The 23,605-nt window shown below is 66.1% G+C and carries 20 protein-coding genes; 5 read left to right on the forward strand and 15 right to left on the reverse strand.

The window, feature by feature from the left end; all coding sequences use genetic code 11:
* Positions 1 to 4: 4 nt before the first annotated feature.
* The 4 genes from HCU76_RS01720 to HCU76_RS01735 all read right to left on the reverse strand — a co-directional run bounded on the left by HCU76_RS01720 (position 5) and on the right by HCU76_RS01735 (position 4,467).
* Positions 5 to 973, reverse strand: a complete 969-nt coding sequence (locus HCU76_RS01720) for a tripartite tricarboxylate transporter substrate binding protein (protein ID WP_218508257.1) — start codon at positions 971 to 973, stop codon at positions 5 to 7.
* A gap of 131 nt (positions 974 to 1,104) precedes the next feature.
* A complete protein-coding gene (locus HCU76_RS01725; RefSeq protein WP_218508258.1) occupies positions 1,105 to 2,073 on the reverse strand; it encodes a tripartite tricarboxylate transporter substrate binding protein in 969 nt (322 codons plus the stop codon).
* A gap of 40 nt (positions 2,074 to 2,113) precedes the next feature.
* Positions 2,114 to 3,304 (reverse strand): CaiB/BaiF CoA-transferase family protein, encoded by a 1,191-nt coding sequence (locus HCU76_RS01730; RefSeq protein ID WP_218508259.1) that lies wholly within the window; start codon positions 3,302 to 3,304, stop codon positions 2,114 to 2,116.
* A gap of 8 nt (positions 3,305 to 3,312) precedes the next feature.
* A complete protein-coding gene (locus HCU76_RS01735) occupies positions 3,313 to 4,467 on the reverse strand; it encodes an acyl-CoA dehydrogenase family protein (protein WP_218508260.1) in 1,155 nt (384 codons plus the stop codon).
* Positions 4,468 to 4,581: 114 nt separating this feature from the next.
* On the opposite strand from HCU76_RS01735, the gene HCU76_RS01740 reads away from it, so the two are divergent.
* Positions 4,582 to 4,737: a hypothetical protein gene (locus HCU76_RS01740; RefSeq protein WP_218508261.1), complete on the forward strand. Its 156-nt coding sequence runs from the start codon at positions 4,582 to 4,584 to the stop codon at positions 4,735 to 4,737.
* Positions 4,738 to 4,936: 199 nt separating this feature from the next.
* Here the strand turns inward: HCU76_RS01740 and HCU76_RS01745 are convergent, their stop codons facing one another.
* The 3 genes from HCU76_RS01745 to gcl form a co-directional block, all read right to left on the reverse strand.
* A complete protein-coding gene (locus tag HCU76_RS01745; protein WP_218508262.1) occupies positions 4,937 to 5,836 on the reverse strand; it encodes a 2-hydroxy-3-oxopropionate reductase in 900 nt (299 codons plus the stop codon).
* Positions 5,833 to 6,633: a hydroxypyruvate isomerase gene (gene hyi, locus HCU76_RS01750; RefSeq protein ID WP_218508263.1), complete on the reverse strand. Its 801-nt coding sequence runs from the start codon at positions 6,631 to 6,633 to the stop codon at positions 5,833 to 5,835. The genes HCU76_RS01745 and hyi overlap by 4 nt, the downstream gene beginning before the upstream one ends.
* A 184-nt stretch (positions 6,634 to 6,817) precedes the next feature.
* Positions 6,818 to 8,611, reverse strand: coding sequence for a glyoxylate carboligase (gene gcl / locus HCU76_RS01755; RefSeq protein WP_218508264.1), 1,794 nt, complete (start codon positions 8,609 to 8,611; stop codon positions 6,818 to 6,820).
* Between the two features lie 161 nt (positions 8,612 to 8,772).
* Here gcl and HCU76_RS01760 point away from each other — a divergent pair, with 161 nt between their 5' ends.
* On the forward strand, positions 8,773 to 9,675 hold the full coding sequence (locus HCU76_RS01760) for a LysR family transcriptional regulator (RefSeq protein ID WP_213955422.1): 903 nt from the start codon (positions 8,773 to 8,775) through the stop codon (positions 9,673 to 9,675).
* Here HCU76_RS01760 and HCU76_RS01765 read toward each other — a convergent pair whose 3' ends face one another.
* The 3 genes from HCU76_RS01765 to HCU76_RS01775 are packed head-to-tail and all read right to left on the reverse strand — an operon-like array spanning position 9,676 to position 12,850.
* Positions 9,676 to 10,761: an AI-2E family transporter gene (locus HCU76_RS01765; protein ID WP_213955423.1), complete on the reverse strand. Its 1,086-nt coding sequence runs from the start codon at positions 10,759 to 10,761 to the stop codon at positions 9,676 to 9,678.
* A gap of 23 nt (positions 10,762 to 10,784) precedes the next feature.
* The gene (locus tag HCU76_RS01770; RefSeq protein ID WP_213955487.1) at positions 10,785 to 11,483 is read right to left on the reverse strand and encodes a GntR family transcriptional regulator; all 699 of its coding nucleotides are present in this window, start codon (positions 11,481 to 11,483) and stop codon (positions 10,785 to 10,787) included.
* 38 nt (positions 11,484 to 11,521) lie between these two features.
* Positions 11,522 to 12,850, reverse strand: a complete 1,329-nt coding sequence (locus HCU76_RS01775; protein WP_213955424.1) for a C4-dicarboxylate transporter DctA — start codon at positions 12,848 to 12,850, stop codon at positions 11,522 to 11,524.
* Positions 12,851 to 13,097: 247 nt separating this feature from the next.
* Between HCU76_RS01775 and HCU76_RS01780 the strand changes: the two genes are divergently transcribed.
* Complete coding sequence (locus tag HCU76_RS01780) at positions 13,098 to 13,955, forward strand: aldo/keto reductase (RefSeq protein ID WP_218508466.1); 858 nt, start codon at positions 13,098 to 13,100, stop codon at positions 13,953 to 13,955.
* Between the two features lie 12 nt (positions 13,956 to 13,967).
* Here HCU76_RS01780 and HCU76_RS01785 read toward each other — a convergent pair whose 3' ends face one another.
* Positions 13,968 to 15,407, reverse strand: coding sequence for an NCS1 family nucleobase:cation symporter-1 (locus tag HCU76_RS01785; protein WP_213955426.1), 1,440 nt, complete (start codon positions 15,405 to 15,407; stop codon positions 13,968 to 13,970).
* Between the two features lie 202 nt (positions 15,408 to 15,609).
* The gene (locus HCU76_RS01790; protein ID WP_218508265.1) at positions 15,610 to 17,097 is read right to left on the reverse strand and encodes a nucleobase:cation symporter-2 family protein; all 1,488 of its coding nucleotides are present in this window, start codon (positions 17,095 to 17,097) and stop codon (positions 15,610 to 15,612) included.
* Positions 17,098 to 17,225: 128 nt separating this feature from the next.
* Between HCU76_RS01790 and HCU76_RS01795 the strand changes: the two genes are divergently transcribed.
* Both HCU76_RS01795 and HCU76_RS01800 read left to right on the forward strand, forming a co-directional pair.
* Positions 17,226 to 18,122, forward strand: coding sequence for a LysR family transcriptional regulator (locus HCU76_RS01795; RefSeq protein WP_218508266.1), 897 nt, complete (start codon positions 17,226 to 17,228; stop codon positions 18,120 to 18,122).
* Between the two features lie 96 nt (positions 18,123 to 18,218).
* A complete protein-coding gene (locus tag HCU76_RS01800; RefSeq protein ID WP_218508267.1) occupies positions 18,219 to 19,295 on the forward strand; it encodes an autotransporter outer membrane beta-barrel domain-containing protein in 1,077 nt (358 codons plus the stop codon).
* A 29-nt stretch (positions 19,296 to 19,324) separates the two neighbouring features.
* Here the strand turns inward: HCU76_RS01800 and HCU76_RS37115 are convergent, their stop codons facing one another.
* Genes HCU76_RS37115 through uraD form a run of 3 tightly spaced genes read right to left on the reverse strand, consistent with a single transcriptional unit; the run spans position 19,325 to position 23,596 of the window.
* Positions 19,325 to 20,596, reverse strand: coding sequence for an alpha/beta hydrolase family protein (locus HCU76_RS37115; RefSeq protein ID WP_371319738.1), 1,272 nt, complete (start codon positions 20,594 to 20,596; stop codon positions 19,325 to 19,327).
* A 5-nt stretch (positions 20,597 to 20,601) separates the two neighbouring features.
* Positions 20,602 to 21,825: an ArgE/DapE family deacylase gene (locus HCU76_RS01810; RefSeq protein WP_218508268.1), complete on the reverse strand. Its 1,224-nt coding sequence runs from the start codon at positions 21,823 to 21,825 to the stop codon at positions 20,602 to 20,604.
* Between the two features lie 4 nt (positions 21,826 to 21,829).
* The gene (uraD, locus tag HCU76_RS01815) at positions 21,830 to 23,596 is read right to left on the reverse strand and encodes a 2-oxo-4-hydroxy-4-carboxy-5-ureidoimidazoline decarboxylase (RefSeq protein ID WP_218508269.1); all 1,767 of its coding nucleotides are present in this window, start codon (positions 23,594 to 23,596) and stop codon (positions 21,830 to 21,832) included.
* Positions 23,597 to 23,605: the final 9 nt, after the last annotated feature.

Genomic DNA, 23,605 nt, shown 5'->3' on the forward strand with positions numbered 1-23,605 from the left:
TCGCCTATTCGGGTTCGATGTTCTGCTCGCGGATGATCACGCTCCAGCGCGCAACGTCCTGCTTGACGTAGTCCATCACCTGGGCGGGCGCGCTGCTCTCGGCATCGACGCCGAGCGCATCGAAGCGCTTTCTCACGTCTTCGGATGCCACCGCCTTGACGACGGCGGCATGCAGTTGTTCGACGACGGCCGGTGGCGTGCCGGCCTTGGCGAGCAGCGCGAACCACGAGTACAGCGAATAGCCCGGGACGTACTTGCCGACCACATCGGTCTTCGGGTCGTGTGGCGACGTGGTGTCGGAGGTCACGCCCACGAGCTTGATCCTGCCGGTGGCGATCTGGCCGCGCATGGCTTCGGTCGGCGTGGTCAGCAGCACCTGCACCTCGCCGCCCATCAAGGCGTTGAGCGTGGGTGCCTGTCCCTTGTAGGGCACGTGCGTCATCTTGATGCCGGCCTGCTTGATGAGCAACTCGGTACCGAGGTGGCCGAGCGAGCCCACGCCCGCGCTGGCGTAGTTGGCCTTGCCTTGCGTCTTGCGGGCCCAGTCCAGGAACGTGCTCATGTTGGTCGCGGGAACGGCTGAGCTCACCGCCAGCACCATGGTCGACCTGGCGACCATGGAGATGGGCGCGAAGTCCTTCACCGGATCGAAGCCCGCGTTCTTCTGCAGCAGCGGCGTGACGGCGCTGGGGCCGTTGTTGCCGAGGAAGAGCGTGTAGCCGTCGGCGGGTGCGCGGAGCACCTGCTGGGCGCCCAAGGCGCCGCCGACACCGGGCACGTTTTCCACGACGATCGTGGCGCCGCCCAGGGCCTGCTGCAACGGGCCCTGCAGGATGCGGGCCATTGCGTCGGTCGGGCCGCCTGCTGCATAGGGGACGACCAGGTGGATCGGTTTGTCGGGGTAGGCCGCCGAGGTCGCGATGGGCAGGGCGAATGCGACAACAAGGCCGCACGTGCGGATGATCGAGGGCATTTTTATGTCTCCGGTTTTTTGAATCTGGTTGTCAGCCTGGTTGCTGGTCGGGTGCGTGCACGGCGATCACTGCCGTCGGAACTAGAGTCTTCATGGCCCCGGCCTTGCATTCACTACAAAGTTGTTCGGGTTCATTCAGTGCCCAGTTCCTTGACGATAGGCGCGAATGTGCCGATCTCGCGCGCGATACGCTCGCCATAGGCCTTGCCGTCCAGCGGCGATGCTTCCATGCCCATCGTGTTCAGCTGGTGCCGAATCGCGGGATCGGCCAGGGCGCTGGTGAAGGCGCGGCCGATCTTCTCGGCAATGGCAGGTGGCGTGCGCGCCGGTGCGACGATGCCGGTATAGACCACTGCATCGAAGCCGGCCAGTTGCGTGGCAATCGGCGCCACGCCGGGCACGAGGGGACTCGGCGCCGCCGTTGCCACGCCCAGTGCCTTGATGCGGCCTGCCTTCACGTAGTCATTCATCGGGCCTGAGAGGATGGTGAGCTGAACCTTCACTTCACCGGTCAGCAGTGCCGTCGTCGTCTGCGCGTTACCCTGGTAGGGCACAGGCAGCATCTGTATGCCGGCCTGGCGCTGGAACAGCGCTGTCGCCACGTCGCCGTAGGCACCCTTGCCGACCACCGCATATTCGAGCTTGCCGGGATGGGCCTTGGCATAGTCGAGGAACTGACGCAGGTCGTTGGCAGGCACCGATGGATGGACCAGCAGCACCGATGGCGCGCTCGACAGGCCGGCCACGGGAACGAAGCGCTTCTGCGGATCGATGCCTGCGCTCTTCTGCACGAAGGGCGTGATCGAGATCACGCCGGTGTTCACCACCATCACGGTGTAGCCGTCCGCGGGTGCATCGGCAACGAGCCGCGCGCCGATCATGCCTGCGGCGCCCGGGCGGTTGTCGATGATCAGCGGCTGTCCAAGGCTGCGCGCCACAGGCTCCTGCAGCAGGCGCAGCATCGCGTCGGTCACGCCGCCGGCCGCAAAGGGCAAGACGACACGGATCGGTTTTTCAGGAAAGGCGGTCTGCGCAGTCGCGTGGCACGCCAGCGCCATCGCGCAGGCGCCGGCGAGGAGCGCCGTCATCGGGTTGTTCATTGCAACTTGTCTCCGGGGTTCTTGGCTTGTGTTCTTGCGTTCATCCGCCTAGCACGCCGGCGGCACGCAGCCGCGCGATGCCGCCGGCGTCCTTGCCGAGCAATTCGCCGAGGATCCCGGGGCCGTCCTCGCCCAGCGCTGGCAGGTGCGCGCGCGGACCGGCGTTGCCCTTCTTCATGCGAAATGGCGTTCCCGCGACCAGGAAGGGGCCGGCACCGTCATCCATCTCGCACATCGTTCCGCGCTCCTTCACCACGTCCAACTGCATCGTCTCGCCGATGTTCAGGTAGCGCGAGCACGGGACTTGATGCACGTCGAGAATGCGTTCGCATTCCTCTGCGGTGTGCTGCATCGCCCACTTGGCAAGCTCGGCCAGGAAGGCGTCCCAGTGCACCTGGCGTCCGCGACCCGTGGCAAAGCGTTCGTCCTCCAGCCACTCGGGATGGCCGGCGGCCTTGCACAGTGCGATGAAGTTGTCCTGCGTGGTCGGCGCGACGACAAGGTGACCGTCGCGCGCGGGAGTGGGCTTGTAGACGAAGTGCAGCGGCTGTTCGGGGAACTGGGCTTCGCCGACTTCGCACACCAGCAGGCTCACCATCGAATCGAGCAGCGACAAATCGACCAGGTCGCCTTGGCCGGTGCGCTGGCGCTGCACCAGCGCGGCCTGGATGCCGCCGAAGGCCAGCGAGCCGCCAAGCACGTCGGCCACGAAGATGCCGGTGTTGGGCGGGCGGCTCGCATCGTCCTGGTAGCCGCGCATGGCGTCGTCGAAACCCGAGAGCGCGTGCAACGTGGGCGCATACGCGCCCTTGCCGTCGCCCGATTTGCCCTGGCCGAAGCCGGAGATCGAGCAGTACACCAGGCGAGGGTTGATCTCGCTGAGCGCCTCGTAGCCCAGGCCCAGCCGCTTCATCACGCCGGGGCGGAAGTTCTCCACCACGACATCGGCCTGCTTGACCAACGCGTGCACGATCTCCCGCGCTTCATCGGTCTTCAGGTCGAGCACGATGCTGCGCTTGCCGCAGTTCAGCGACGCGTAGTAGCTGCTGCGCCCCTCGCGAAATGGCGGGCGGCTGCGCGTGAGGTCGCCGTTCTTCGATTCGATCTTGATGACTTCGGCGCCCAGGTCGGCCATCAGTCGCGTGCAGTAGGGGCCCGACATCACGAAGGTGAAGTCGAGCACGCGGATGCCTGAGAGCGCGCCGGGCGCGCCGGCAGCAACGGTTGCCATCGCGCTACTCAGCGGAAACCGAGGGCGCGGCGCGCGATGACCATGCGCTGGATCTGGTTGGTGCCCTCGTAGATCTGCAGTACCTTGGCGTCGCGCATCATGCGCTCCACGTGATTGCCGCGGATGTACCCATGTCCACCCAGGATCTGGACCGCATCCGTCGTCACCTTCATGGCCATGTCGGTGCAGAAGCACTTCACCATCGACGCCATCTCCGTCAGGCGGTCGAGTTGCCCTGCGTCAATGGCGCGGGTGCACTTGTAGAGCAGTGCGCGCGCAGCCTCGATCTGGATGTGCATGTCGGCCAGCATGAACTGCAGGCCCTGGAACTCGCCGATGGCGCGGCCGAAGGCCTTGCGTTCCTTGGCATAGGCCACAGCGATGTCGAATGCGCCTTGCGCCACCCCGACCGCGCTGGCCGCCACCGTGGGCCGGTTCAGGTCGAGGATGTGCATGCACGAGGTGAAGCCGCGGCCTTCGTCGCCCATGCGGTTTTCCACCGGCACGCGAACGTTGTCGAAAAAGATGTCCGCATGCGGCGTGCCGCGCTGGCCCATCATCTTCTCGCTGCCGCCGAGCGTGATGCCGGCTGATTTCATGTCGACGATGAAACAGCTGATGTTGTCCACGCCGCGCTTGCCCGTGTCGCCAGTCTTGGCGAAGAGCGTGATGTAGTCGGCCAGCGGCGCCATGGTGATGAAGCACTTCTGGCCGTTGACGACATAGTGATCGCCGTCGCGCACGGCCGTGGTCTTCATTGCGCCGACATCGGAGCCCGCATGCGGCTCGGTGATGGCCACCGAGCTCACCACGCCGCCGTTGGCCACCAGCGGCAGCCACTTCTTGCGCTGTTCATCGGTGCCGAAGTGCAGCAAGGGCAGCACGAAGGAAATGGTGTTCTGGTTGATGAGCTGTGCGCCTGTCATCGACACGCGGGCCACGAGTTCCTTGGCCATGCAGGTGGTGGTGAGGTCGAGGCCGGGGCCGCCGTATTCCTCGGGCACCCGGGCCTGCATGAGCCCCATTTCGCCGAAGATCTTGACGAGGTGGACGGGAAATTTTTCCTCTTCATCCATCTGTTGCGCGATAGGCGCGATTTCCTTGTCGACCACGCGTTGCAAGCTGTCGAGCAGGGCTTCCTGAAGTTCGGTCCGTTCTTCCATGATGTCTCCGTATCGTCGGTGGGAATGACAGGATGCGAATGCGCCTGTCGTTAGCCCCCATCGTGCGATTCGGGCGGACCTTTGAAAAGAATCGCGCCAGCACATCATCTGTGAATGGAATTCATGATCGAACTGGCGCGGGCCAGCGTGGTGCGCGCCTTCGCGACCTGGGCTGGGCGGCGCAGGAAGCTGGAGACGCCGCTGGCTGCGTCGGGGCTGGAGGCGTCCAGCCAGGGATGCGATTCGCGAGGAGGGGATGCGACGGCTTGACCCGACGGCCCTCACGCCGGCGCCCCCTGACGGCTTGAACCCCTCGGGGCGAGCACAGCGAAGGATGTTCGTGGGCACCCGCGGAAGCGGCTCTGCGGGGCCGCTGGGTGTGCCCCCTTTTGGAGCCGCGGCCCGAAAAAGCAGCCGCCTGTCTCGGCCGCCCGGAGCGCCGAAGGCGCTTCGGGCTTGGGCTTGACGCTCAGTCCGGTTGGACCGGGTGCTGCGCCAGCGCTTCGAGCGCTCGCACCAGCGCCGAGTGGTCGGACTGGCCGTGGCCCATCGCGGCGCAGGCGTTCATGAGTTGCGCGGCGCCGGCCGTTTGGGGTAAGGCCACGCCGAGCGCGCGTGCACTCTGCATCGCCAGGTTCAGGTCCTTCTGGTGCAGCGCGATGCGAAAGCCCGGCGCGAAGGTTCGCTTGATCATGCGTTCGCCATGCACTTCGAGGATGCGCGATGACGCAAATCCGCCCATCAATGCCTGACGCACCTTGGCCGGGTCGGCGCCTGCCTTGCTGGCAAACACCAGCGCTTCGCCCACCGCCGCGATGTTGAGCGCCACGATGATCTGGTTGGCGACCTTGCAGACCTGGCCGTCGCCGATGCCGCCGACCAGCGTGATGTTCTTGCCCATCTTGTCGAGCAGGGGCTTCACCTTTTCGAACTCGGCATCCTGGCCGCCGCACATGATGGTGAGGCTCGCGGCCTTCGCGCCGACTTCGCCGCCGGACACCGGCGCGTCCACGTAGCCGCAGCCGAGCGCCTCGATCTTCTTGCCGAATCCCTTGGTGGCTACGGGGTCGATGGAACTGCAGTCCACCACGGTCTTGCCCTTCGACAATCCGGCCGCGACGCCGCCTTCGCCGAACAGCACGAGTTCGACGTCGGGCGTGTCGGGCACCATCACGAAGATGATGTCGGCCTGGCGTGCGACCTCGGTGGCCGTCAGGCAGACGGTGGCCTTCGACGCGAAGGGCTCGGGCGCCTTGCCATGCGTGTTGACGAAAAGCTGGTGGCCTGCTTCGAGCAGGTGGCCGGCCATGGGGGCGCCCATGATGCCTAGGCCGATGAAGCCGATCTTCTGGGGTGTGGTGGTGCTCATGCGTTGGTCTCCTCCTCTTGTGGGGCCAGCGCCTCGCGCCAGCCGAGGCCATCGGCGGTGGTGGTGCGCGGCTTGTATTCGCAGCCGATCCAGCCGTCATAGCCAATCGCGTCGATGTGCTTGAAAAGCCAGGCGTAGTTGATCTCGCCGGTGCCGGGCTCGCCGCGGCCGGGGTTGTCGGCCAGCTGGATGTGGCCGATGCGCGCGAGCTGCTTGCTGAGCGTGTTGCCCAGCTCGCCTTCCATGCGCTGCGCGTGGTAGATGTCGTACTGGACGAAGAGATTGGGCGAGCCGACCTCGTCGATGATGGCCAGCGCCTGGTCGGTGCGCGTCAGGAAGAAGCCGGGAATGTCGAAGCTGTTGATGGGCTCGATCAGCAACTGGATGCCGGCCGCCTGCAACTCCTTCGCGGCAAAGCGCAGGTTCTCGATCAGAGTGGCCCTGGCGACTTGCGGGCTCACGCCGGCCGGCAGCTTGCCGGCCAGGCAGTTCACGCGCGGGCAACCCAGCGCGCTAGCGTAGTCGATGGCCTTGGCCACGCCGTCGCGGAATTCCGCGGTGCGGGCCGGGTCGCAGGCGATGCCGCGATCGCCGCCGTCCCAGTTGCCCGCGGGCAGGTTGTGCAGGACTTGCTGCAGCTTGTTGTCGCGCAGCGCGGCAGTCAGTTCCTGTTTGCTGAAGGCATAGGGGAACAGGTATTCGACAGCCTCGAAGCCGGCATTGGCGGCGGCTTCGAAGCGTTGCATGAACGGTAGCTCGGTGAAGAGCATCGTCAGGTTGGCTGCAAATTTGGGCATGGGTTCAACTTGATATGAAATACGAAGGTGCGCGGAGCCTGGGCTCTTGATGCCCGGGGCTCGTAAGGTGTGAAGATTTCGTAGCGAGGGCGCCGAGGTCGGGTCGAGGAGCGGAACCGTACGCAGGTACGGTGAGCACCAGGGGCCCGAGATCGGCGGCCGCAGTAGAAGGATTCGCGCTTTCTCAGTCCAGCATGGCTGCCGCAACGGCAGTTGGTGCGTCCTCGAGCCCTTCGGCCAACGGCTCGAACTCGTTGATCGCATCGATCTCGGTGCCCATCGCGATGTTGGTCACGCGTTCGAGCATCACCTCGATCACCACCGGCACGCCGTACTCGGCCATGAGTTGCTCGGCGCGCTGGATGGCACCCTGCATCTCGCCCTGCTTGTAGACGCGGATGCCCTTGCAGCCCAGGCCCTCGACCACCTTCATGTGGTCGACGCCGTAGCTGGCCTCGATGCCCGCGTCCGGCCCGGCATTGAGGTTGTCGAAGCCGAGCTGCACGCAGTAGTCCATCTCGAAGCCGCGCTGGCTTTGGCGGATCAGGCCGAGGTAGCTGTTGTTCACCACGATGTGGATGTAGGGCAGCTTGAATTGCGCGCCCACGGCCAGCTCCTCGATCATGAACTGGAAGTCGTAGTCGCCCGAGAGCGCGACGATCTTGCGAGTCGGGTCCGCGGCGCGAACGCCGAGCGCTGCCGAGATGGTCCAGCCGAGCGGGCCGGCCTGGCCGCAGTTGATCCAGTGGCGCGGGTTGTAGACGTGCAGGAACTGCGCGGCCGCGATCTGCGACAGGCCGATGGTGCTCACGTAGCAGGTGTCGTGGCTGAAGTTGTTGTTCATGCACTGGTACACGCGCTGCGGCTTCATCGGCACGTCGGCGAAGTTGGTCTTGCGCAGCATCGTCTTCTTGCGCTGGCGGCATTCGCCGGCCCAGGTGCCGCGGTCGGGCAACTGGCCCTTGGCCTTCATCTCCTCGGCCACTTCGACGAAGAGCTCCAGGGCGGCCTTGGCGTCCGACACGATGCCGAAATCGGGCGTGAAGACGCGGCCGATCTGCGTCGGCTCGATGTCGACGTGCACGAAGGTGCGGCCCTTGGTGTAGACCTCGACCGAGCCGGTGTGGCGGTTGGCCCAGCGGTTGCCGATGCCGAGCACGAAGTCGCTCGCGAGCATCGTTGCGTTGCCGTAGCGGTGGCTGGTCTGCAAGCCGCACATGCCGGCCATGAGCGGATGGTCGTCGGGGATCGCGCCCCAGGCCATGAGCGTCGGGATCACCGGCACGCCGGTCGCTTCGGCGAAGCGCACGAGCAGGTCGGCCGCGTCGGCGTTGATGATGCCGCCGCCGGCGACGATCAACGGGCGCTCTGCCGCGTTGAGCATGCTGATGGCCTTCTCGATCTGGGCGCGCGAGGCGGCCGGCTTGTAGGGCTTGAGCGGTTCGTACGTGTCGATGTCGAACTCGATCTGCGCCATCTGCACGTCGAAGGGCAGGTCGATCAGAACCGGGCCCGGGCGGCCGGACCGCATGATGTGGAAGGCCTGCTGGAACACCTGCGGCACCTGGCCCGGCTCGCGCACGGTGACGGACCACTTGGTGACGGGCTTGGAGATCGACTCGATATCGACCGCCTGGAAGTCTTCCTTGTAGATCCGCGCACGCGGCGCCTGGCCGGTGATGCAGAGGATCGGGATCGAATCCGCCGAGGCCGAGTAGAGCCCGGTGATCATGTCGGTGCCGGCCGGGCCGGAGGTGCCGATGCACACGCCGATGTTGCCGGCCACCGCGCGGGTGTAGCCCTCGGCCATGTGGGACGCGCCCTCGACGTGGCGCGCCAGGATGTGCGCGATCGTCCCTTGCTTGCGCAACGCCGAGTACAGCGGATTGATGGCCGCACCCGGCACACCGAACGCCTGCGTCACGCCCTCTTTTTCCATCACCAGCACTGCGGCCTGCGCCGCTGTCATCTTTGCCATGTCGTAGCTCCTTGTGAATGGCTCGATTCTGGGAATCAAAGGGCTTTCCAAGAAGTGGGTACGCAGCCATAAAACCTATTCCAATCCGGAATGAGTGAGTACCATCGATCGCTGCCAGGCCGGCCCGCGGTCGGCAGCAACCCGCCCGAGGAGTGGATGGAATGGATCGCCTTCTTGCCATGGAAATGTTCGTGCGTGTCGTGGAGACCGGCAGCTTCTCCAAGGCTGCGCGCGAGTTCAACACCACGCAGCCCACCGTGACCAAGCAGGTGGCCGCGATCGAGTCGCGCCTGAAGGTGCGCCTGCTCAACCGCAACACGCGCGGCGTGAGCCTCACTGAGACCGGTGCGCTCTACTACGAGAAGTGCAAGGACATCGTGCGCAATGCGGAGGAGGCCGACAACTCGGTGCAGTTGCGCCAGACGCAGGCGCAGGGGCTGCTTCGCATCGGCACGTCGGTGGCCTTCGGGCGCCGCGTGGTGGTGCCGCAGGTGCTGGAGTTCATGGCGCGGCATCCGCAGGTGCAGGTGGACCTGAGCTTCGAGGACCGCTATGTGGACCTGGTGGCGCAGGGCATCGATGTCGCCATCCGCATGGGCAAGCTGGCCGACTCGTCGCTGGGTGCGCGCTTCCTCGGCCGCAATCCGTGGGTCATGGTGGCTGCGCCGAGCTACCTCAAGGCGCATGGCACGCCGAAGCGGGCGCAGGACCTGAGCGCGCATGTGGCGCTGATCTACAGCAGCGTGGTCGGCGACGACGTCTGGCAGATGCACACGCCCAAGGGCGAGCCGGTGACGGTGTCGGTGTCGGGCCGCCTGCGCTCCAACAACGTCTCCGCGGTGCTGGTCGCGGCCCGCAACGGCCTGGGCGTCGCGATGATGCCGCACTACGTGGCAAGCGAATCCCTGGCCACCGGCAAGGTGGTTCGGGTGCTCGCCGACCATGCGCTGGCCGAGCAGGAGATTCACGCGGTCTTCCCGTCGCCGAAGCTGGTGCCTGGCAAGGTGCTGAGCCTGATCGCGTTCATGCAGGGCCGCTTTGCCGAAGGCTGGTGGGCGGGCTGATCATTTCGGCGGCGTGACCACTTCGTCCGGCATGTCGTCCAGGTTGCCCGAGTCCACGAACAGGCCCCACGCCGCCATGAACAGCGCCGCAATCGCCGGCCCGATCACGAAGCCGTTGATGCCGAAGATCGACATGCCGCCGATGGTCGCCATCAGCACGACGTAGTCCGGCATCTGCGTGTCCTTGCCGACCAGCAGCGGCCGCAGGATGTTGTCGACCAGGCCGATCACGCCCACGCCCACGAACACCAGCACGCCGGCCTGCCAGTAGTGGGCGGTCGCGAGAAAGTAGAGCGCCACCGGCCCCCAGATCAGCGCCGCGCCCACGGCCGGCAGCAGCGACAGGAAGGCCATCAGCACCGCCCACAGCAGCGCGCCCTGCACGCCCAGGAACCCGAAGGCCAGCCCGCCGATCGTGCCCTGCGCGATGGCCACGGCCACGTTGCCCTTGATGGTCGCGCGGATCACGGTGGTGAACTTGTTGAGCAGGTAGTGCGTGTGCGGCCGGGCCATCGGCAAGGCGTTGCGCACCGTCTTCGACAGGTCCGCGCCGTCGCGCAGCAGGAAGTACAACAGGTACAGCATGACGAAGAAGCTGACAAGGAACTCGAAGGTGTTCTGCCCGATCGACAGCGCATGCGTCGCGATCGACTGGCTCGCCTGCGACGCGCCGGCCGAGATGCGTGCCTGCCATGCCCCCATGTCGCCGAGGTTGAAACGCCGCGCCAGGTCCATCAGCCAGCGCGGCGTTGCGTCGAGGATCTGCTGGAAGTAGGCGGCGAAGTTGATTTTCCCCGAACCGATCGCCTGCGCCAGCAAGGTGACCTGCTCGATCACGGACAGGGTGATCATGACCAGCGGCAGGATCACCACCACCAGGCAAAGCGCCAGCGTCACCAGCGCCGCGAAGTTGTGCCCCTTGGGCAGCCGCTTCAGCAGCCAGCGGTACATCGGCGTGAACAGGATGGCCAGCGCCATGGCCCAGAACACGGCGCCGAAGAAGGGGAGCAGGATCCAGGCGAAGCCTGCAGTGACAGCCGCCAGCAACGCCAGGAAAACGCCGCGCTGAAGTTGCGATGAATTCATATTCACCGCAGCGTAGCGGGCGCTCAGGTGGCGATGCGTCGCCGGGCAACCGGCGCCAGCGTGGCCCGAAGCCGCGTCGGCGCGTCAGGTTCCACCGCGCGTTCGACCTCGAGTTCCTTCTCGACGTTGCCGATGTGCTCGAGCATGAGCGTGCGCGCCGCCTCGTTGTTGCCGCGCTCGAGCGCCGCGACGATGGCCGCGTGCTCTGCGCATGATTGCGCGGCCTCGTGCTTCGACTGGTAGAGCGTCGCGGCCAGCGTGGTGCGGGCGGTGAGGTCGCGCAGCATGTCGCTGAGCAGGCGATGGCCCATCTGCTCGGCCAGGCAGACGTGGAAGTCGGCCAGCAGGAAGGCGCGGGTGGCGGCATCGGCGCCATCGATCGCGCGCTGCTCGTCGGCGATGTGCTCGCGCAGCCGCTTGATCACCCTTTGCAGCGGCTTGCCGGCGTCGCCGAGGATGCCCGACTCGACGATGCGCCGCGCCGAGAACGCGTCGCGCGCCTCCTCGGCCGACGGCTCCACCACGAACCAGCCGCGCTTCGATTGCACCTCGACGAAGCCGCGCGCCTGCAATTGCATCAACGCCTCGCGCACCATCGTGCGGCTCACGCCGAAGTGGGTGGCCAGGGCCTGCTCGCCGAGCCGCTCGCCGGGGGCCAGCTTCTGCGCAAGGATGGACTCGACCACCTGCTCGGCGATGACCGTCGGGGACACGGCCGCCATCGGAGGCACCACGCCAGGCACTTCTTGGTCCTTCATCTTCAATGGCTGGGTGTGAGTGCGGGCGACACGACCACGCCGGGTTCGGCCAGCGGTTCGTCGTCCGGGGAATAGTTGCCGTCGAGCACCGCATGCGCGCGCTTGCGGTCGATGTCGCCTTCCCATGCCGCGATGGCGACGGTGGCAACGCAGTTGCCGACCAGGTTGCCGAGTGCTCGGGCGATGCCCATGAACCAGTCGACCGACAGCACCAGCACCAGCCCGATCGCGGGGATGGCCGGGATGGCATGCAGCGTGGCCGCCAGCACCACGATCGCGGAGCCCGGCACGCCGTGCGCGCCCTTGGAGGTGACCAGCGCGATCGCGAGGATGGTCAGCAGGTCGGACATCGAGATCGGCGTGTTGGTCGCTTGAGCGATGAACACGGCCGCCAGCGTGATGTAGATCGAGAAGGCGTCGAGGTTGAACGAATAGCCGGTCGGGATCACCAGGCCCACCGTCGAGTCGCGGATGCCCATGTGGCGCAGCTTGGCCATGATCTGCGGCAGCACGCTGTCGGACGAGGTGGTGGCGAAGACGATGGTCAGTTCCTCGCGCAGGTAACGCAGCAGCTTGACCAGGCTGAAGCCCGACATGCGCATGATCAGCCCGAGCACCCCGAACACGAAGATCAGCACCGACGCGTAGTACAGCGCCACCAGCATGCCGAGCTGCTTGAGCGAGCCGATGCCGTACTTGCCCACCGTGAAGGCGATGGCGCCGAGCACGCCGAGCGGTGCCAGCTTGATGAGAATGCCCATGATCTTGAAGAGCACCAGCGAGAGCGCGTCCACCACCTGCGCGACCGGCTTGCCGAGGTCGCCGAGCAGCGTCAGCGCACAGCCGAACAGCACCGCGAACAGCAGCACCTGCAGCACGTCGCCGGTGGCGAAGGCGTTGACCACGGTCGTCGGGATCAGCCGCATCAGGAACTCGACCGTGCCCCCGCTGCTGAGCTTGTCGGCGTTGGACGCATAGGCGCTCATGGCCGAGGCGTCGAGCAGTTTGGGGTCGACGTTCATGCCCACGCCGGGCTTGAACACGAAGGCGAGCACCAGGCCCAGCGCGAGCGCGATGGTGGTCAGCACCTCGAAGTAGACCAGCGCCTTGACGCCGACGCGCCCGACGCGCTTCAGGTCGCCCGCGCCGGCAATGCCATGCACCACCACGCAGAACACCAGCACCGGAATGATCATCTTGATCAGCTTGATGAAGCCATCGCCGAGCGGCTGCAGCTTGGTGCCGAAGGCGGGCCAGAACAGGCCGACCAGCACGCCGATGACCAGCGCGATGACAACCTGGCCAAAAAGGGATTTCGCGAAACGGGGCATGAAAGAGGCTCCTGTTCAAAGTGCAAGGTTGCATGCAACATCGATCAATCTTGCATGCAAGAAATGTAGGCAAGATTGCGATGAAAACGCAGAGGGTATTCCCGGAGCACGCAAGCTGCTAGAACGTGGCCTCGCGCATTGCATCCAACGCAAGACCCGTTCCACGGCGCAGCCGCGGCGAACCCCCGCCGCAGGGAGATCGACGAATGAAAACCGGACACGACTTGCAGCTCTGCGGGATGAAGCCATGACGCGCGCCGTTTCCTTGCCTTCAGGCGGCTCGATGCCTGTGCTCGGCCTGGGCACCTGGCGGCTGGGCGAAGTTGCGAATCGGCGGGATGCAGAAGTCGCGGCCGTGCGTTCTGCCATCGCCATGGGGTACCGGCTGATCGATACCGCCGAGATGTACGGCGACGGCGGTTCCGAGGAGGTTGTTGGGCTGGCGATCGCCGAGGCGATCCGCGCTGGCGAGGTGCGGCGTGATGAGTTGTTCATCGTCAGCAAGGTCCTGCCGCACAACGCCAGCCGCAAGGGCACCGTGCAGGCCTGCGCGCGGAGCCTGGGCAGGCTGGGGATCGACCGCATCGACCTGTACCTGCTGCACTGGCAGGGCTCGCACCCGTTGCGCGATACCTGTGCAGCGTTGCAGGCGCTGGTGGCGCAGGGCGACATCGGCCAATGGGGAGTGAGCAATTTCGACGTCGACGACATGGCCGAACTGAATGCGCTCGGCGAGGGCAAGGCTTGCGCCGCCAACCAGGTCTACTACTCGCTGGGCGAGCGAGGTCCGGAGTTCAGCTTGCTGCCCTGGCTGCGCAACCACGGCCAGCCGATGATGGCCTACAGCCCCATCGACCAGGGAGCGCTGGCCACCAGCCCGGAGTTGGGTGCGCTGGCCGCCCGGCGCGGCGTGACGGCGGCGCAGATCGCGCTTGCGCGGCTGCTGGCCGAGCCCGGTGTCGTCGCCATTCCCAAAGCGGTTCGCGCAGTACACCTGCGCGAGAACCTCGCCGCCGCCGAATTGACGCTTGAACCCGAGGAGATCGCGGCGATCGATCGCCTGTACCCGCCGCCCCGACGCAAGGCCCCCCTCGCGATGATCTGATGCGTTGCGCGCTCAGGTTCGCTTGGCGCCCCGCATCATTGCCATGTAGATCACGGCGCCAGCGATCGCCCCGATGAACCAGCCGAAGTTGTTGTCCGGAATCACGTGGAACAACTGTGCGGCGAACTCCCAGCCGATGGCGATGGCGCTCGAGAGGCCCAGCGCAGCCAGGCCCACCTTGTTCCAGCCGCCGTCGTAGTTGTAGCGGCCATTGGGCGCCATCGTGTAGAGCTGCTCGACGTCGACCACCTGCTTCTTCAGAAGGTAGAAGTCGGCCACCATCACGCCGAACATCGGCGCCAGCACCGCGCCGAACACGCTCACGAACACGGTGATCGCCTTCGGGCTGTCGACGAAGATCCACGGGCAGACGCAGACGGCCAGGATCGAGGCAATGAGCCCGCCCTTCTTGAAGCTGATGTGGCGCGGGAACAGATTGGCGATGTCGAATGCCGGTGAGACGAAGTTGGCGACGATGTTGATGCCCATCGTGGCGATGATGAAGGTCACGCTACCCAGCACGACGGCCCACTTGTTGTCGATCTTCCCGACGATCTCGATCGGGTCCATGATCATGTGGCCGAACACCTTGGCGCTGCCGGAGGTGACCACCACCACGATGATCGCGAACAGGATGAAGTTGATCGGCAGTCCGAGGAAGTTGCCGATCTTCATGTCGCGCTCGGTCTTGGCGTAGCGCGAGAAGTCGCCGAAGTTCAGCAGCAGCGCGGCGAAGTAGCTCACCACCAGCAGGACCGCGTTGCCCATCGCGATCCACGCTTCGCCGCCGGTCAGCACCTTGTCGCTGAGCGTCAGGTCGAGCGACCAGCCGGCCTTCCAGATGATCCAGCCCATCAGCAGGAACATCACCAGGTAGACGGCCGGGCCGCAGAAGTCGATGAACTTGCGGATCGCTTCCATGCCGCGCTGGAAGATCAGCAGCTGGAAGAACCACATGAACAGGAAGCAGGCCCAGCCGAGCATGTCGAGCCGCAGGAAGCTCATGCCGTGCAGCGATGCCGCGTCGGGAAAGAACACCAGCACCAGCGTGGCCACCGCCTTGGACGCGAAGTAGGTCTGTACGCCATACCAGACGATGCCGACCACGCCGCGGATTACCGCCGCGAAGTTCGCGCCCATCACGCCGAGGCTGACGCGCGCCATCACCGGGAACGGAATGCCGTGCTGCTGGCTCGGCCGGCCGATCCAGTTCATGAGGACGTTGACCACCGAGATGCCGATCACCAGCGCCGCCAGCACCTGCCAGCCGGAGAGCCCGAGCAGGAACAGGCTGGCCGCGAAGGTGTAGCCGCCGACGCTGTGCACGTCGGACATCCACATCGCGAACACGCTGTAGTAGGACCAGCCTTTGCGCGCGCCGGTGACGGGCGCCAGGTCTTCGTTGATGAGCCGGGGGTCTGCGCCCCGGATGCCGTGATCGCCGTGTTCCATGGTGTCCGCCTGCAGTGATGGGTGAGGGGAAAGGGATCACCACGGCGTGCACCGTGGTGTACGCCAAACTGTATACACTTTAGACGGCCGGCCGTATGGCGGAAAACCCTGAGCCGTACGGCTGCTTGCTCCGCCGGCCCCCTCCGGGCGCCGCCGGAAGGGCCGACCCCGCCACCTCATGTCAGATGCCGGCCCGCGTTGCTCAATGCGCCTCGGCCTGCTTGGCCGCCGCGATGATCGCGTCCTCGTCGTGCTTCGCCCCGTTCAGGAACAGGTTCAACGCCACCGCGCAGATCGAGGTCAGCAGGATGCCCGACTCGATCAGCGAGTGGATGCTGTGCGGCATCCACTGCTTGAAGTTGGGCGCGATCAGCGGAATCATGCCGAAGCCGATCGACACCGCCACGATCATGGCGTTGTAGCGGTTGGTCTTGAAGTCCACGTTGGCCAGGATGCGGATGCCGGTCGCGGCCACCATGCCGAACATCACCAGCCCGGCGCCGCCCAGCACCACGGTCGGCAGCGACTCCACCAGCGCCGCCATCTTCGGCAGCAACCCCAGCACGATGAGGATCACGCCGCCGGCCACGCAGACGAAGCGGCTCTTGACGCCGGTCACCGCCACCAGGCCCACGTTCTGCGAAAAGCTGGTGTACGGAAAGGTGTTGAAGATGCCGCCGATCAGCGTGCCCAGGCCGTCCGTGCGCAGGCCCCGCGCCAGGTCCTGCTGCGTGATCTTGCGCCCGGTCATCTCGCCGAGCGCGAGGAACATGCCGGTCGATTCGATCATCACCACGATCATCACCAGCGTCATCGTCAGGATCTGCAGCGCATCGAACTGCGGCATGCCGAAGTGGAAGGGCGTCACGATGTCGACCCATTCCGCCTTGCCGACCTTCTCGAAGGTCATGATGCCCATCATCGTGGACACGATGGCGCCGATGACGATGCCCAGCAGCACCGAGATGTTGGCCACAAAGCCCTTGGCGTACTTGACGATCAGCAGGATCGACACCAGCACCAGCGCCGCGATGCCCACGCCGGTGAGGTCGGCATATTTGGGGTTGGGCACGGTCGGCACGATGGCCAGGCCCTTGGGCACCGGCGGCAGCGCGGAGCCCGGCGCCGTGATGTCCGACAGCCACTTGGTGTAGGCCGGGTCGACAACGTTGGGCGCGGTCGGGCCGAAAGGGTTGCCGAAGATCCAGTTGATGCCCACGCGCATCAGGCTGATGCCGATCACCGCGATGATGGTGCCCGTCACCACCGGCGGGAAGAAGCGCAGCATGCGGCTGACCAGCGGCGCGATCAGGATCGAGATGATGCCCGCGCCGATGATCGAGCCGAACAACAATTGCGCACCGGCCGTGGCCGGGTTGGCGTTGGCCATGGCCACCATCGGCGCCACGGAGGCGAAGGTCACGCCCATCATCACCGGCAGCTTGACGCCGAACCACTGCGTGGCGCCCAGCGACTGGATCAGCGTGGCGATGCCGCAGCAGAACAGGTCGGCCGAAATCAGCATCGCCACTTCATCCGGGCTCAGCTTGAGCGCGCGGCCGACGATCAGCGGCACCGCGACCGCGCCGGCATACATCACCAGCACGTGCTGGAGTCCCAGCGCCGTCAACTTGCCGGCCGGCAATCGTTGGTCGATAGGGTGGACGGAGGACGAACCGGCTGAACTCATGAAGGACTCCTGGGCGGACGAATGGGCGGCGCACGAACGGGGCGGCGAATGCTGCGTGCACGCAAAGAATAGGCCCGCGGCGCAAATCGAAAAAGACGCACAATCCAATAAATCAATCTGGATTCGCGATGAAAGCCTCCCTGGCCGAGATGCGGGTGTTCGTGGCGCTGGCGGAACATGGGCACTTCACACGTGCGGCCGAGCGCCTGGGCATGTCGCAGTCGTCGTTCAGCGCGTCCCTGGTCAAGCTCGAAAAGCAGCTCGGCACGCGCCTCTTCGACCGCCACACGCGCGCCTGCCGCGTCACCGAGGCCGGCGCCGCCTTGCTGCCCGCGGCGCGGCGCCTCGTCGCGGACTGGGACCATCTCTTTGCCGATGCGCGCGACTTCGCCCGTTTCTCGCGCGGACGCGTGGCGGTCGCCGCGCCAAGCGCGCAGTGCGCCTTGCTGCTGCCACCGGTGATCCGGGCCTTCGGCGCCTCGCATCCGGGCGTGCGCGTGGTGGTGCAGGACGTGCCCGAGCACGAAGTCCAGGAACTGGTGCGAAGCGGCGTGGCCGACCTGGGCATTGCCACGCAGACCGATGCGCGCACCGATCTGGTTTCCACCGCCATGTCTTCCGACGAGTTCATCGCCGCTCTGCCGCCGAGCCACCCGCTGGCGTCGCGCCGTTCGCTCGAATGGGCGCAACTGGCGCGCGAGCCCCTGATCGGCTACCTGCCGGGCAACCCGGTGCGTCGCATGCTCGAGGAGAAGCTGGCCGAGCGCGGCATCGTGCTGGCCTATGCCTACGAGATCGCACTGCCCTGGACCATGATCGGCCTGGCGCGCGAGGGGCTCGGCATCGCAGTCGTCACCATGGCGCTGCGGCCGCTGGCGCAATGGAACGGGCTGGAGATTCGCGCCGTCGGCCGGCCGCAGTTCGCGCGCACCATGACCTTGCTGCGTGCACCGGGCAATTCGCTGTCGCCGGCTGCGGCGGCGTTTCGGGAGTTGCTGCTCGGCAGCGCCGTGCCGGCGGCATGACGGCGGACTCGGGGGCGGCGTTCAGGTGACAGTCATTTACTTTCTCCAGAATTCGTTCGAACGCGCCTGAGAACAGGCCCTGATGTGTCGTCTGACATGGAGGCCGAATCCGTGCATCGCTCGTCCCTTGCAATCGCGGTCCTGCTGTGCGGTGGCGGCGGTGGCGCGCTGGCGCAATGCGTGCCGGCAAGCGCGGGCCTTGGCCTTTCTTGCGGCACTTCGCTTCGGCCCGAAACCGGCGCGTACATGGGCAATCGCCGCATCACGGATCTGCTCTTCGTCTACGGCCTCGACGACAGGATGGGCGACGGTTCCGTGCCCACGGCAAGCCAGGGCGTGTCGGGTGCGGGCCGCGGCTTCTGGATGCGCACGGGCGGCGAGGGCTTCCGCCTGAAGGATGACGGCATCGGCTTCGGTGTCGACAGCAAGCAGGCCGTCTTGCAGGCCGGCGTGGATGTCTGGCAATGGTCGCTGGGCAGCACCGGCCGGCTGTCGGTGGGTGCGTTGCTCAGCGTCGGCGGCGGCCGCACCGACGGCACCGCACCCGGCCGCCTGTTCACCGCGCAGGGTCGCACCGATGGCGGCGGCTTCGGCTTCTATGCCACCTGGTACCAGGACGACCAGACCCGGCTCGGCTGGTATGCCGACACCTGGACGCAATACGCCCGCTTCCGCAACGAGGTCGAGAGTCCGCTGATCCGGCAAGCCAGCTATACGTCGCACAACGGCATGGCGTCGGTCGAGACAGGCTATGCGCTGCGCCTGTCGGACAACAGTTCCTGGGTGATCCAGCCCCAAGGCCAACTCATCTATGCCCACAACCACGCCTACAACGTGACTCAGTCCGACGGCACCCAGGTCGACGGCGCAAAGCGCGGCGGCTGGACGTCGCGCCTGGGCGTGCGCATGTACCCTGGCTGGATCGGGGACGGCGACACGCGCATCAAGCCCTATGCGGCCATCAACTGGCTCTACGACCACCTGGAGGATGAGCTGACGTACGGCAGTCAGTTGCCGAGCAAGGACGTGTTTCCCACCAGCCGCTACGAACTGAAGGCCGGCGCCGACCTCCGGTTCGCAGGCGGGTGGGCCGGATGGGGGGATATCGGGTGGCAGGCGGGGTCGTCGTACAGCGCCTGGACGGCGCGGGCGGGGATGAAGTACAGCTGGTGATCAGGTGCCAGCAGGCCCGGTGGTTTCATTCAGGGGTGGGCGATCTCGCCGAGGTAGCGCTCCACGGCATTGCGCCAGAGTTCGGGCCGCGCATGGATGCCGTGGCCGCCTTGACCGGCGCCGGGGTCGATGACCATGAAGTCGGCCTTGCCACCGGCGGCGACAAAGGCATCGTGATTCTTGCGGCTGTGCGTGACCTTGTAGTACGGATCGTTCTCGCCGTAGAGCCAGAGTTCGGGTTTCCTGAACGCTGCGCCGCGTTCGAAGGCCGGTGCGTTGATGGCGTCCACTTGCGGGCAGCCGTCGCCCATCCAGCCGCCGACGAAGTTGATGACGCCTGCAAAGCGCTCGGGGTGCATGCCGGCGTAGGCGACCGACAGGACGCCGCCCCTCGAGACGCCGGCGATCACGCTGCGCCCGGCGTCGACCTCGGGTTTGGCGAGCAGGAAGTCGGCGGCTGCATCGACGTCAGCCAGCGCGTGGTCGAAGCCCGCCAGTGAAAGCGCTGGATTGCAGCTGTAGGCCGAGCGTTCGCGGTTGAAGCCTTCGTCATAGAGCCCGTCCGACTTCCCTCGGCCGCGCCGCTGCGGGTACGCGACCATCCATCCCTTGCCGGTGAAGTACTGCGTGAGGGTCGGGCTGGTAAAGGTGCTGGTGAAGAGGGCGGGGTTGTCGCCATTGCCGGTCGAGCCATGGTTGACCATCAGCAAGGGGAAGGGCCCTGCGCCCGCCGGCTTGAAGATCACGACTTCAAGCGTCACGGGCTTGCCTCCTTCGACGAAGGGTGTCGGAATGCGTTCGACCACGCGTTGCGGCCCGCCGGCATCGTCCCTGGACAAGACGCCTGCGGCGAACTCCGTCGCACTGCGGCGAGACAGGAACTCCATCACGCCAGCGTCACGCAGGCGGAACACGAGCTGCCTGCCATTGGTCAGCGTGCCCTGCAGTTCGCCGTCGGCATTGAAGCGCGCATCGAATCGTTCGCTGTAGCGCCCCATCGCGGAGGACGCCGCGGCATAGACGATCGTCGCACCCTGATCACTGACCTGCTCGACAGCCAGCCTGACGTCGCAGATGCGCGCCGCGCATGCCCAGCCCGACCACTTGCCGCTCCAGCGTTGGAGGGACGCCGGCAGTGAGGTGTCTGGTGCGCGCACCGCTGCGTCCGCCGGGAGTGCGGCCAGGACGGCGCTCTCCGAAGCCTCGGGCTCCAGTGAGGACATGTAGTCCGGCCAGCGCGTCTGGCCAAACGCCATGCCGGCCCACAGGACAAGGCCGATGAAGAGCGCGCGCCGGAGCACCGCGCTCAGGCCAGCAGATCCGCCAGCGTGCGCGCGACCACCTTGGTGGCGCGTCGCAGGTCTTCCAGCACCAGGCGTTCGTCGCTGCGCTTGGCATGCGACTCGAGCACGGTGCGCGGGCCGGCGCCGTAGATCACGCCGGGGATACCGGCTTCGCCGTACAGCCGCACGTCGGTGTAGAGCGGCGTGCCGACGGCCTTGAGGGGCTCGCCGAAGATGGCCTCGCCGTGTTTCTGGATCGCGTCGACCAGCGGCTTGTTGCCGGGCGACGGCTGCATCGAGTTGGCGAGCAGCAGGCGCTTGATGTCGACCGTGATGCCCGGCATTTCCGCCGCCGCATCGGCAATCACCTTGCGGATGCTGGCCTCGACCTCGACCGGGTTTTCCTCGGGGATCATGCGGCGGTCGATCTTCAGGATGACCTTGCCGGGCACCACGTTGGTGTTGGTGCCGCCTTCGATTCGGCCCACGTTCACGTAGGGGTGCGTGATGCCCTCGACCTTGGAGGTGACCTGCTGGTAGAGCCTGTTCTGCGCATACAGCGCCGTAAGGATCTTCGTCGCGCCCTGCAGCGCGTCGACGCCGCTGGTCGGGATGGCCGCGTGGGCCATCTTGCCGTGCACTGTCACTTCCATCTGCAGGCAGCCGTTGTGGGCCGTGACGACTTCGTAGCTGAAGCCTGCCGCGATCATCAGGTCGGGCTTGGTCAGCTGCTTCTGCAACAGCCAGCCGGGGCCGAGCAGGCCGCCGAATTCCTCGTCGTAGGTGAAGTGCAGTTCCACGCTGCCCTTGCTCGGCTGCACGACGGCTTCGAGCGCGCGCAGCGCGAAGGTGAAGCTCGCGAAGTCGCTCTTGCTGACCGCAGCGGCGCGTCCATAGAGCGCGCCATCCTTGATCTCGCCGCCGTAGGGGTCGTGCGTCCAGCCTTCGCCCGGTGGCACCACGTCGCCGTGGGCATTGAGCGCGATGGTGCGGCCGGGGCCGTACTTGCGGCGCACGATCAGGTTGGTGATCGATTCGAGGCCGTAGTCCTTCACTTCCTGCTCGGGCACGGCGTGCTTCTCGGCTTCGAAGCCGAAGTCCTTCAGCAGTTCTGCGGTGCGCTCCGCATGCGGTGCGTTGTTGCCGGGCGGCGTGTCGGTGGGCACCTGCACCAGTTGCTGCAGGTACGTCACTTCCTCGTCGAAGTGAGCGTCGATCCAGGCGTCTAGCTTTGCGTAGTCAGTCATATGTTCAGGCCGTCAGTTTGTTCAAGAGATGCTGGAAGGCCTCGACGGCCAGTTGCATGTCGTCCGAGGTGCTCGATTCGAGCGGGTTGTGGCTGATGCCGGAATTGATGCCGCGCACGAACAGCATGGCTTGCGGCATCACCTCGTGCAGCTTCATCGCATCGTGGCCGGCGCCGCTGGGCATGCGGAACAGCGGCAGGCCGAGCGAGTCGACCGCATCTTCCCAGCGCTTCTGCCATTCGGGCGCGCTCGGCGCGGCTGCGGCGCGCATGGTTTCTTCCAGCGTGTAGCGCACGCTGCGGCGTTCGCAGATGTCCTTCAATGCGGCCAGCACGTCGTTGGCGACGGCGTCGCGCTGCGCGTTGTTGGGCGCGCGGATGTCGAGGCTGAACTTGCAGTTGCCCGGCACGACATTGATGGAGCCGTTCGGCACCTGGAGCATGCCGACGGTGGCAACCGAATCGCCATCCTTCGCCGCGCGTTGCTCGGCGAACAGAATCAGCTCGGAGACGGCCGCGGCTGCATCGCGACGGCGGTCCATCGGCGTGGTGCCGGCATGGCTGGCCATGCCGATGATTTCGCCCACATAGCGCACACTGCCGTTGATCGAGGTGACGATCCCGAGCGGCAAGTCCTTCTCGGTCAGCACCGGCCCCTGCTCGATATGCACCTCGACGAAGCCGAGGTACTGCGCCGGGTCGCGCTGGATCTTCGGGATGTCTTCTTCCTTGAGGCCCGCATGCTTCATCGCTTCGCGCATCGTGATGCCATCGGCATCCTTTTGTTCGAGCCACTCGGAATTGAAGTGGCCGATGAGTGCGCCGGAGCCGAGGAAGGTGGCCTTGTAGCGCTGGCCTTCCTCTTCCGCGAAGCCGACCACTTCGAAGGCGAAGGGCAGGCGCTTGCCCTGGCGATGGAGTTCGCGCACGCAGGCCATCGGCACGAAGATGCCGAGCCGGCCGTCGTACTTGCCGCCGTTGCGCACGGTGTCGTAGTGCGAGCCGGTGATCAGCGCCTTGGCGCCAGGCGTCGCGCCTTCGTAGCGGCCGACCACGTTGCCGACCGCGTCGATGTGCACCGAGTCGAAGCCGCACTCGGTCATCCAGGTGGAGATCAGTGCGGCACAGGCGCGGTGCGCGTCGGTGAGGTAGGTGACGGTGAGCTGGCCCAGTTCGGCATAGCCCGAGTCGGTGTAGACCGCGAGTTGTTCCTGCCAATCCCACACCTCGTTGCCCAGCGTGATGTCGCGGCCGAACTTGTCGTTCAGGCGGATCTCTGCGATGCGGTGGATGTTGCGCATCGCCTCGCCCAGTTCGAACGAGGGGTGATGGTGCACGCGGCGCTCGAAGGTCTCGATGATGGTCTTCTTGTTCAGCCCCGTGCCGCGCGGCCCGCGCACCGCGAGGATGAAGGGGAAGCCGAACTTCTCGCCGTAGGCCTTGTTGAGCCCGCGAATGTGTGCGAGTTCTTCGGGCGTGCAGTTGGTGAGGCCGGCCTTGCCCTGCTCGTTGGTCGATTCGGCAGTCAGCGTCTTGGCTTCCATCGCCTTGCCGGCCAGCTCGGGGTGCACGCGGATCAGGCCGAGCTTCTCGTCCTCGCTGGCACGCTCCAGCACCTGCACCATCGCCAACTTCAGATGCGCGAGCGACTTGAAGGGCCGCTCGGCCAGCGCGCGCTCGCCCACCCAGGGCGAGTGCTCGTAGATGCCGTCGAGCATGGCGACGGCTTCAGGCGCCGAAGCGCTGTTCAGTTGTTCGATGGTCAGTGCCATTTGGAGTCT

It is taken from the genome of Variovorax sp. dw_308 (assembly GCF_019207085.1).
Taxonomy (GTDB): Bacteria; Pseudomonadota; Gammaproteobacteria; order Burkholderiales; family Burkholderiaceae_C; genus Variovorax.